This is a genomic window from Robiginitalea sp. (genome assembly GCF_049588695.1).
GTDB lineage: Bacteria > Bacteroidota > Bacteroidia > Flavobacteriales > Flavobacteriaceae > Robiginitalea.
In genome coordinates, this window is record NZ_JBAVZJ010000270.1 from 1 (window position 1) to 9,865 (window position 9,865).

General features: G+C 49.3%; 11 protein-coding genes. 4 read left to right on the forward strand and 7 right to left on the reverse strand.

Annotation, left to right across the window (positions count from 1 at the left end):
* The 3 genes from WBV75_RS06545 to WBV75_RS06555 form a co-directional block, all read right to left on the reverse strand.
* Positions 1 to 266, reverse strand: a 266-nt coding sequence (locus WBV75_RS06545; protein WP_424119838.1) for a DEAD/DEAH box helicase, incomplete at its 3' end; no start/stop codon positions are given.
* 2 nt (positions 267 to 268) lie between these two features.
* Positions 269 to 1,882, reverse strand: coding sequence for an ATP-dependent DNA ligase (locus WBV75_RS06550; protein WP_424119839.1), 1,614 nt, complete (start codon positions 1,880 to 1,882; stop codon positions 269 to 271).
* A 9-nt stretch (positions 1,883 to 1,891) separates the two neighbouring features.
* Positions 1,892 to 2,899 carry a ligase-associated DNA damage response exonuclease gene (locus WBV75_RS06555; protein WP_424119840.1) on the reverse strand — a complete coding sequence of 336 codons (1,008 nt, stop codon included), beginning with the start codon at positions 2,897 to 2,899 and terminating at the stop codon, positions 1,892 to 1,894.
* A 132-nt stretch (positions 2,900 to 3,031) separates the two neighbouring features.
* Between WBV75_RS06555 and WBV75_RS06560 the strand changes: the two genes are divergently transcribed.
* Entirely contained in the window at positions 3,032 to 3,454 is a 423-nt protein-coding gene (locus WBV75_RS06560; RefSeq protein ID WP_424119841.1) for a TerB family tellurite resistance protein, read from the forward strand.
* On the opposite strand, the gene fbp is transcribed toward WBV75_RS06560, so the two are convergent.
* On the reverse strand, positions 3,455 to 4,462 hold the full coding sequence (gene fbp / locus WBV75_RS06565; protein WP_424119842.1) for a class 1 fructose-bisphosphatase: 1,008 nt from the start codon (positions 4,460 to 4,462) through the stop codon (positions 3,455 to 3,457).
* A gap of 112 nt (positions 4,463 to 4,574) precedes the next feature.
* On the opposite strand from fbp, the gene WBV75_RS06570 reads away from it, so the two are divergent.
* From WBV75_RS06570 to WBV75_RS06580, 3 genes are read left to right on the forward strand one after another with little or no spacing between them, the layout of a single operon-like run.
* The gene (locus WBV75_RS06570) at positions 4,575 to 5,066 is read left to right on the forward strand and encodes an N-acetyltransferase family protein (protein WP_424119843.1); all 492 of its coding nucleotides are present in this window, start codon (positions 4,575 to 4,577) and stop codon (positions 5,064 to 5,066) included.
* A complete protein-coding gene (locus WBV75_RS06575) occupies positions 5,053 to 6,306 on the forward strand; it encodes an aspartate kinase (protein WP_424119844.1) in 1,254 nt (417 codons plus the stop codon). Before WBV75_RS06570 ends, WBV75_RS06575 begins: the two co-directional genes overlap by 14 nt.
* A gap of 48 nt (positions 6,307 to 6,354) precedes the next feature.
* Complete coding sequence (locus WBV75_RS06580) at positions 6,355 to 8,166, forward strand: GNAT family N-acyltransferase (RefSeq protein ID WP_424119845.1); 1,812 nt, start codon at positions 6,355 to 6,357, stop codon at positions 8,164 to 8,166.
* A gap of 80 nt (positions 8,167 to 8,246) precedes the next feature.
* On the opposite strand, the gene WBV75_RS06585 is transcribed toward WBV75_RS06580, so the two are convergent.
* The 3 genes from WBV75_RS06585 to WBV75_RS06595 form a co-directional block, all read right to left on the reverse strand.
* Entirely contained in the window at positions 8,247 to 8,999 is a 753-nt protein-coding gene (locus WBV75_RS06585; RefSeq protein ID WP_424119846.1) for an NINE protein, read from the reverse strand.
* A 106-nt stretch (positions 9,000 to 9,105) separates the two neighbouring features.
* Positions 9,106 to 9,561, reverse strand: coding sequence for a DUF1801 domain-containing protein (locus WBV75_RS06590; RefSeq protein WP_424119847.1), 456 nt, complete (start codon positions 9,559 to 9,561; stop codon positions 9,106 to 9,108).
* Positions 9,562 to 9,606: 45 nt separating this feature from the next.
* Positions 9,607 to 9,865 (reverse strand): NAD(P)-dependent oxidoreductase (locus tag WBV75_RS06595; RefSeq protein ID WP_424119848.1); only part of this gene is annotated, 259 nt, incomplete at its 5' end.

Here is a 9,865-nt window from a genome sequence, read left to right on the forward strand (position 1 = left end):
GCTCTGAGGGGGGTGATCCAAATGGCTTTTAGGCCAGGGGGGTGGGCTCCCCCGGCATCAGCTTGTTTCTTCAAATAATGCAGCAGGATCGGAAACCACAGGGCAAAGGTTTTTCCGCTCCCGGTCGGGGCGTTCAACAATCCGTTCTTGCCCTCCAGAAAAGCTTCCCAGGTTTGTTGTTGGAATTCAAAAGGAGACCAGCCCTGCTGCTCAAACCACGTATTGGCCTTTGATATCCAGATGTCGTTGTCCGCTTTTTTGGCCATTTTCAGGGAATCAGGAGTTTCAGGTCGGAAAGGGAATTGGCCTCTTCAGGAGATTTGTCCTTTCTCCAGCGCAGGATTCGGGGAAATCGGGTCGCAACCCCACTTTTATGACGTTTGGAATAGGCAATTCCCTCGAAGGCAATTTCAAAAACGTGGTATGGGGTAACCGAACGTACGGGTCCGAAGCGTTCCAGGGTATTTTTTTTAATCCAGGCATCTATCTGTTTGAGTTCTTCGTCAGTGAGGCCCGAATAAGCTTTGGCAAAAGTCACCAGTTCGCGTTCTCCGGATTCATTTACGTCCCAGAGGGCAAAAGTATAGTCGGTAAAAAGGTTGGTCCGTCGCCCGTGGCCCCGCATGGCATAGGTCAGTACAGCGTCAATAGTGAAGGGGTCCACTTTCCATTTCCACCAGTCCCCCTTTTTGCGACCTACCCGGTAAGGCGCATCCCTGCGTTTAAGCATCAGACCCTCGGAATGTTTTTCCCTGGAGCGCTCCCTTTCTAAAGCGGCGCTTTCCCAGTTGGGGATATCCAGGACGTCAGATCCGTCCAGGGGGTATTGCTGCCCCGACTTGTGCAGTTGATCCAGCAGTGTGTTGAGCAATTGATTCCTGTAGTGAAAAGGCTTGTTTCTGATGTCGGCACCTTCCCATTCCAATAAGTCATACGCCCTGAGGATCACGGGGGTTTCGTTTAAAAGCCGACGACTTACTTTTTTCCGTCCCAAACGCCTCTGGAGGTCTTTAAAACTCCCTATCTGACCTCCGGGGAAGGGGAGGAGTTCACCGTCGATGACGGTCCCCTCGGGAAGGACATCGGTCAAAACCTGAAATTCGGGATATTGCCCGGTGACCAGCTCTTCCCCCCGACTCCAGATGAAAAGGGTTTTGTTGCGGCAGATGAGTTGTGCCCGAATACCGTCCCATTTGTGTTCCATAACCCATTGTGACGGAGCTCCCAGGTCTTCAGGAGTCGCTTCAAGGGGGTAGGCGAGGTAAAACGGGTAGGGTTTGGAGTACTGCTCCTCCAACTGGGGTTCAAGCACCAGCTCCTTAAAGGAAACAGAAGCGGGGTCCCAGTTGCCCATCAGCCGGTACGCGAGGGTTTCTTCTTCGATACCCGTAGCCAGAGAAAGGGCCCGGGTCATGAGTTTTTGACTGATACCAATCCGAAACCCCCCGGTAAAGAGTTTGGTAAAGACAAAGCGCTGATAATAGTTCATCCCCGGCCAGTGTTTCAATACGTAGGCCTTTTTTTGTACTTCGGATTGTTGCTTCAGGTCGGCAAATGCATTCAAATAATCACTCAGGGTTAGCAGCGGTGATTCACTGGTGGGGTCCGGGGGGACGATAAGGGCGATAGTTTCCGCCAGATCCCCGACGATATGGTAACTCTCTTCAAACAGCCAGGGTTTGATACCGGCAAGTTCTGCGGCCCATTCACGCAGCAAACGGGTGTTTACCGGACGGGGGGGCCTCCGATGGGAAAGGATCGCTATGGTCCAGACTTTGTCCGCATCGCTGGCTGAACGGAAATAATCGGCCAAAGCAGCAACTTTGGCATTGGTTTTTGTATTTGTGTCGAGGGCTCGGACCAGGTCTGCAAATGTTTCCATGGCACTTAATTATTCTGGCTTCTCAAGTTCCGCCAATTCACCTTCGTATTGGGTGGCCTCCGTTCGTGCATCATACCCTTCTTCCCTGAGATACCGGGCAAAAATATCGGTATACCCATGTGTGCAAATCACGCGTTGTGCCCCAGTAGCCTCAATACTCCGGAGCAACCCGGACCAGTCACAATGGTCACTGAGTACAAAACCCCGGTCTACGGCCCGCCTCCGTCGTGCTCCCCTAAAGGCCATCCAGCCACTGGCAGAGGCTGTTTCAAAAGGCGCCATTTTACGGAGCCAGGCGCTGCCCTGAGCGCTGGGAGGAGCCAGTACCAGGTGGCCCGAAAGGGCTTTAGTCGCCGTTTCCCGGGTGATTCGAACCGATGGAGGCAGCGGTTTAAACTTCCTGATGACCTCGTTTGTGTTTTCAATGGCTCCGTGTGTATAGACCTTGCCAATATTTTGATCGAGATGCATCAGCAGCCGCTGTGCTTTGCCAAGGGAATACGCAAAGAGGACTGCTGTACGACCGCTATTCTGAACCTGCTTCCACCAGGCGTTGATCTCTTGTAACACGTTGGCCTGCGGTTGCCAGGAGAAGGCCGGCAGCCCAAAAGTACACTCAGTTATAAACGTGTGGCAGCGTATGGGTTCAAAAGGTGTGGCCAGACCGTCGTCTTCCGTTTTATAGTCACCCGAAAAAACCCAGACCTCTCCCCGGTGTTCCACCCGGATCTGGGAGGCACCCACGATATGTCCCGAGGGATGGAAACTAAAGCGAACCCCCCTGATTTGTATGGATTCACCCCATTCCACAGCCATGGCGTTGAGGGTTCCAAGGCGATGTGTAATTATGGGGATATTGTCCTTTTGTGTGATGTACTCCCCATTCCCGGGCCGGGAGTGATCCGAATGCCCATGTGTGATCAGGGCCCTTTTGACAGGTTTCCAGGGATCCAGGTAAACGTCTGCCGCCTGGCAGTAAATCCCCCGGTCAGTGAATTCCAACAATGGCTTTTTCATAGCGCCCCCAAGTTACGGATTATTCGGTTTGCCCGGGGTAGGCCTGAGAGGGTAAAGGAAGACGATTGGGAATGAAGGATACTCTTCTGGTTTAGGTAGTGAAAAAAAGTATATTTGTCTCAAAATACAACCATGCCCATAGTAGACTTATATAAGAATAGTGAAAGCCGCAGGAATCTTGCGCATTTTGCGGCGATGGCATCCCTGGCAGCCGTAGATGGAGAGATCAACCCTCAGGAAAAGAAAATCCTGGACCGCTTTGCGGAAAAACTCGGTATTACCCAGTCGGAGTATAAAGAGGTCATGAAGAAGGAAAACAAATATCCGATTGAGAGCCCACTGGAGATGGAAGAACGCCTGGAGCGCCTGTACGATTTCTTCCGGATTATCTTTGCCGATAACGACATCGAGGGAGATCAGATGGGTATGGTAGAGAAGTATGCGGTAGCATTGGGTTTCCCCTCCGGAAAGGCCAACGAACTGGTCCAAAAATCCACAAAGATTTTCAAGGGTCAGATTCCCTTCGAAGACTATATGTACCTGATGGAAAAGTAACTACTTCCGGGCTGACATAAACGACTCGGCTTTCTCGACCATTAAGCGACTTCCGCAGAAAAAGGGCACGCGCTGATGCAGTTCCACAGGTTGAACCTCCATGATTCTCCCGAAGCCATCAGAAGCCCTGCCATTGGCTTGTTCCGCCAGGAATGCCATAGGGTTACACTCATAGAGCAAACGCAGTTTTCCGTCCGAGTTCACACTGCTTTTGGGATACATATAAATACCTCCTTTGATCATGTTGCGGTGGAAATCCGAGACCAGAGACCCGATATATCGGGAGGTATAGGGACGGTCGCCCTCTTCCATCTGGCAATATTTGATGTAGTCTTTTACGCCCTGTGGAAAATGGATATAATTCCCTTCGTTTACCGAATAGATGTTTCCGGATTCCGGAAATTGCATATCGGGATGTGAAAGGTAAAACGTGCCGATCGCAGGGTTCAGGGTAAAGCCATTGACTCCGTGTCCTGTGGTATAGACTAGCATGGTGGAGGTTCCGTAGACGATATACCCGGCTGCCACCTGGTTGATTCCGGGTTGCAGAAAATCCTCAAGGGTCACCGGGCTTCCAATTGGGGTCACCCGCCGATATATTGAAAATATAGTTCCCACCGACACATTGACATCGATATTGGAGGAGCCGTCAAGAGGGTCTATCAAAACCACATATTTGTTCTGGTGCTGATTGTCATGGCTGTTGATGGCGATAAAATCATCTTCTTCTTCTGAGGCAATCCCGCAGACAATTTCCCTGTTTTTCAGTGTTTGGATAAAACGTTCGTTGGCCAGAACATCCAGCTTCTGCTGACTTTCCCCCTGTATATTGATGTCACCTGCAGCCCCGAGAATATCGATGAGGCCGGCTTTGTTTACTTCGTGATTCACGACTTTTGCAGCCAGGCGTATGGCATTGATAAGTTTGGAAAGCTCTCCGGAGGAATATTTAAACTCGGTCTGGTTCTCAATAATAAACTCCCCGAGCGTTTTTTTCTTTTGCTGCATGTGCTAAGGTTGGAATTTTGTCATTGCAAATATCGATTATTTTGCAACACTAGAACGATTTCGTAAGCATCAGAACGGTCAGTTAGGGCAGTTATTGCTTTATTTGCAAACTATGAGTGGATATAGAATACGGCCGGCGAGGCCAGAGGATATGGGAGCGGTCCTTAATTTGATTCGGGAACTCGCGGTTTTTGAGCGGCAACCCGACGCGGTGGAAATCACTTTGGAGGATCTGGTTCGGGATGGTTTTGGACCAGTACCCCGGTTTCAGTGTTACGTAGCCGAAGAGGAGGGAAAAGTCCTGGCGATGGCTCTGTGCTATCCCCGGTACTCTACATGGAAGGGCCTGGTGGTCCATCTCGAAGATCTGGTTGTGACCAAAGCTGCACGGGGACGCGGTATCGGTGGAGCCTTGCTCACTGCCGTAATCCGTTATGCAAAAGACAGGGGAGCCCGACGTGCCAGTTGGGAAGTACTCGACTGGAATGATCCCGCCATTCGTTTTTACGACTCGAGGGGGGCACACATATTAACGGACTGGAATCTGGTGCAGCTGGATACCAGGGGAATTGACAGGTATTTAGAGCGCTATGAGAATCTTTAAATTTGGGGGGGCTTCTGTAAAGGATGCGGAAGGGGTCAGGAATCTGATTCAGGTGCTTCAGGAAACCGGCACGGAAAAGACATTTTTGGTGGTATCTGCAATGGGAAAAATGACCAACGCCCTGGAGGCGGCAGTAGATGCTTACTTCGAGGATAAAGATGCTGTAACCCCCGCCATGGAGGCGGTCGAATCTTTTCATCTGGACATCCTCAGGGATTTGTTTCCTTCAGAAGGCCATCCGGTATACCGGGAGGTTCGAAGGCTATTTGAAGAAGTCCGGGGATTTTTGGCCTGGAATAAATCGCCCAAGTATGGGTTTGTGTACGATCAGGTCGTGGGTTATGGTGAATTGCTTTCCACGACCATTATCGGTCAATACCTCAGCGAGGAAGGGATAGAAAACACCCTTTTGGACATCCGACGTTATATTAAGACCGATGCGAACTACAGGGATGTCCGGGTAGACTGGACCCAAACCCAGAAAGAAATAGCCGCCTTAAGCGGATCTTCAAAATTATTTATTACCCAGGGCTTTCTGGGAAGTGACGAGAATAACTTTACGACCACCCTGGGCAGGGAAGGTTCAGATTACACGGCGGCAATCATTGCATTTTGCCTGAATGCGGAATCTGTCACCATATGGAAAGACGTCCCCGGGGTCCTCAATGCGGATCCCCGTTATTTTGAGAAGACCCGGTTATTGAACCGTATTTCGTACCGGGAAGCGATAGAGCTCGCTTTTTACGGGGCTTCCGTAATTCACCCGAAAACACTTCAACCCCTGCAGCGCAAGGAAATCCCCTTATATGTAAAGTCTTTTCTCAACCCTTCCAACCCCGGGACTCAGGTGGGGAAAGGAATTAACCTGGACCCCAAAATACCGTGCTTCATCCTTAAAAAGGACCAGGTTTTGATGAAGCTGTCTTCTTTGGATTTTTCCTTTATCGTGGAAGAGAACATCAGCGAAATTTTTAAACTGCTCCACGATTATAAAATGAAGGTGGATTTAATCCAGAATTCGGCCATCAGTTTTTCAGTTTGTTTTGACAATCGTTTTGGTCAGCTTCCCGGGTTATTGCAGCACCTGAAGGGAAAGTACCGGGTGAAACATCACGAAGGGGTATCTCTCTACACGGTACGGCATTTCGATTCCAAGGCGATTGCCTCCCTGCTCAATGGAAGGGATGTGCTGCTGGAACAGCGGGGTAAGGAAACTGTACAACTTGTCATAAAAACCTAAGCCCGGCACCTTCGTTTTTATATCTTTATCGACTCAATCCCTCGGATTATGAGTCTTGTTACTGCTAAAGAAGTGGCACGGGCGATTCAGCTGGATCGCTATGGATTCCTGGGCACTGCCGTAAGCTGGGCTCTTATGCGGCTAACGCGGATGAGCAGTATCAACCGGGTTTATGAAACCTATAAGGACCTGCCCGGACCCGAGTTTCTCGACGCTATTCTAAACCATTATGAAATTGACTTTGAAATTCCCGAAGAGGATTTTAAACGCCTCCCCAGGGAAGGGGCGTATATTACGATCAGCAACCATCCCCTCGGGGGTATAGACGGTATTTTGCTTTTAAAGCTGCTGCTGGCCCGCAGGCCTGACTATAAGATAATTGCGAATTTTCTCTTACAGCGGATAGAACCCTTAAGCCCGTACATTCTTCCTGTCAACCCTTTTGAAAACCACAAGGATGTGAAGAGTTCTGTTCTCGGGTTTAAGAGGGCCATGGAGCACCTGGGAGCGGGACACCCCCTCGGGATATTTCCGGCAGGTGAGGTTTCCACCTACAAGGACGGGAAACTCATCGTAGACAAACCCTGGGAAGAAGCCGCTGTTAAACTCATCCGAAAATCGGGGGTTCCGGTAGTCCCCATTTATTTTCACGCCAGGAACAGTCGGTTGTTCTATAGACTCTCCCGAATGAACGAGATGCTGAGAACCGCAAAATTACCTTCAGAACTGGCTACACAGCACAGCAGGAGTATTAAGGTGAGGATCGGACAGCCCATTTCCCCTAATGTCCAGCAGGAACAGGAAACCCTTGCGGAGTTTACAGATTTGTTGAGGCGTAAAACGTATATGCTGGCCAATGCCTATCAAAAAGAACGCCTCATAGATCAATTGCCCACATCGATCAAAATTCCAAAGCCACCCCGTAAAATTGCTTCCGCGGTTCGCACCGAGGTTATCGAAGGGGAAATTGTAAAACTCCGCGAAAAGGGGTGCCGCTTGTTACAGAGTAAGAACTACGAGGTTTTCCTGGCTCAGAAAAAGGACATGCCCTTTATCCTTCAGGAGATTGGAAGGCAACGGGAAATGACTTTCCGGGCCATAGGGGAAGGGACGAATAAAGCTGTGGATCTGGACCGGTTTGATGAGTACTATCATCACCTGTTCCTCTGGGATGATACTGATAAACAGATCGTAGGGGCTTACCGGATGGGAATGGGAGCCGACATCTATAAGGAATACGGAATTGATGGGTTTTACCTTCAGGAACTCTTTCGGGTGGAGCCCGAATTGTATCCAATGATGCAGCGCTCCATTGAAATGGGGCGGGCCTATATCATTTCAGATTACCAGCAGCGGCCGATGCCCTTGTTCCTGCTTTGGAAAGGTATCGTACATACTACCCTGAGGTTCCCTGAACACGAATACCTTATCGGAGGCGTGAGTATCAGCAATCAGTTTTCAAATTTTTCGAAATCCCTGATGATTGAATTTATGAAATCCCATTATTGGGATCCGTATGTAGCCCAGTACATCCGTCCCAAAAAGGATTTTAAGGTAAAGCTCAAGGATGCTGACAAGGAGTTTGTATTTGACGAAACCAGGGCGGACCTCAATAAATTCGATAAGCTGATCGATGAAGTAGAGCCCGGTGCCCTTCGACTTCCGGTCCTGATTAAAAAATACATCAAGCAAAATGCCCGGGTGGTGGCATTTAACGTAGACCCCCTCTTCAACAATGCCGTAGACGGGTTGATGTACATCAAGATTTCCGACCTTCCGGAGAGTACCGTGAAACCCGTCATGGAAGAGTTCCAGGCCGAGCTGGAACGAAAGTTAAACGAGGGCACCCCCACCGATTAAAGGATGTTTCCCGATTCGTTTGTGAAAACGGAAGCCTGCCCTGATGCACACGTTTTAATAGAGCTGAGCAGGAGGAGGTCTTAAAACCAGGGTTTTCGCCCTACCTGATAGGTATTGTAAAAGTCCTCGTCTGATTTGGTCAGGTAAATGATGCCTTCCACCAGACCGATCAACCCCATAGCCCACAAAAGAAAAAAGCCGATCCCCACACAGCTCAACACCATTCCTATACCGGAGATGACGAGCATTATGATTCCTTCTTTCTGGTATCCTAGAATGAACTTATGAATACCTGCCCACCCCAGGACGATACCCAGAATACCTGCCAGGATCTTTTTATTCTCCCCCTGGGTGGCAGACTTAAAACCCTCGCTGAATTCATCGGCTGTTTTTTTCGCTTCCTCTTTAAAGCCGCTGGCAGCTTCTTCGGCTTCCGCTCCAAATTCTTTGGCCTTTTCTTTGGCTTTTTCTCCGAACTCCTTAGCCTTGGCTTTCGCCTCTTCGCCCACCTCTTCGGTCTCGTCTAAGAGTTCTTTGGCCTTTTGTTTGGCTTTTTCTCCGAATTCTTTGGCTTTGGTTTTAGCCTCTTCGGCTACTTCTTCCGTCTCATCTATGAGTTCTTCGGCCTTGGCTTTGGCTTCATCCCCTAATTTCTTAGCCTCTTCTCCAATTTCATCGACCTCTTCTTTTATTTTATCGCCCAGATCCCGGGCAGCCTTTTTCGACTCTTCACCGAGCTCGGAAGCCTCATCGGCCATGTCTTCAGCGTTTTTCTTTGCTTTGTCAAAGGCATCTTCTGCCTTATCCCCTAAATCTTTTTTGTCTTCAGCCATCGCGTTTTATCCTTAGTTGATTATAAGATACAATTTAAAAAAATAAAGCAGTATTCAAAAGTTCGCTACAGGGCTCGCCCCCAATTTATTATGGAAGGTCGGCAACCTATTTACGAATTTGGTTTTCATAAAGCCGGATCCAGTCCGAAACACCTATTTTTTTGCAGAGTTCCCCCAGAAGGTTATAGGGAATATGTTTGGGATTTTTAAATCGCACACAACTCTTCCCCATATCTAATTTGGTGGTGACCCGGGCCTTATAAGCCTTGACAAACCATTCCTTGATTTCGGGATCGGCATACAGCCCGCTGTGGTAAAAGGCAATGTAGTTTTTCTGGGAGGCAATGTTGAGAAAGGGCAGGGGGAGCTCCGGATTGCAGTGATATCCTTTCGGGTAGACAGAATGCGGTACAACATATCCTATCATCCCATAGCTCATCGTCTCTTCAAAACCCGGGGGAAGGTTTTCTACAATACATTGGCGAAGGAGTCGCATCGGCGCTTTACGGACCTCTGGCAACTGGTCTAAATACTCTTGAGGACTGCTGGCTTCAGATTTCACGATTCGGAATTTTGAGCGCCCTGAAGCACCCTGATGTCTTCTAAGTTACGTAAAATGGGATTGAATCTTGTCGACAACGGTCCTTGCCAGTTTTTCCTTGCTTTCCACGGTCCATCCGGCCACGTGCGGGCTGAGTAATACATTCGGTGCCTCCATCAGGTATTTAAACGATTGCGGCACCTCCCGGGATCGAAATACAGATTCAAAAGAAGCTTTTTCATATTCCAGCACGTCCAGGGCCGCACCGAGTATTTTTCCCTTTTGCAGGGCATCCACCAAATCATCCGTAACCACACATTTGCCC

Bases quoted from the DNA above. Each gene is read 5' to 3' on its own strand.
- WBV75_RS06550 (WP_424119839.1), bottom strand. From the start codon at position 1,882: ATGGAAACATTTGCAGACCTGGTCCGAGCCCTCGACACAAATACAAAA.
- WBV75_RS06555 (WP_424119840.1), bottom strand. From the start codon at position 2,899: ATGAAAAAGCCATTGTTGGAATTCACTGACCGGGGGATTTACTGCCAG.
- WBV75_RS06560 (WP_424119841.1), top strand. From the start codon at position 3,032: ATGCCCATAGTAGACTTATATAAGAATAGTGAAAGCCGCAGGAATCTT.
- fbp (WP_424119842.1), bottom strand. From the start codon at position 4,462: ATGCAGCAAAAGAAAAAAACGCTCGGGGAGTTTATTATTGAGAACCAG.
- WBV75_RS06570 (WP_424119843.1), top strand. From the start codon at position 4,575: ATGAGTGGATATAGAATACGGCCGGCGAGGCCAGAGGATATGGGAGCG.
- WBV75_RS06575 (WP_424119844.1), top strand. From the start codon at position 5,053: ATGAGAATCTTTAAATTTGGGGGGGCTTCTGTAAAGGATGCGGAAGGG.
- WBV75_RS06580 (WP_424119845.1), top strand. From the start codon at position 6,355: ATGAGTCTTGTTACTGCTAAAGAAGTGGCACGGGCGATTCAGCTGGAT.
- WBV75_RS06585 (WP_424119846.1), bottom strand. From the start codon at position 8,999: ATGGCTGAAGACAAAAAAGATTTAGGGGATAAGGCAGAAGATGCCTTT.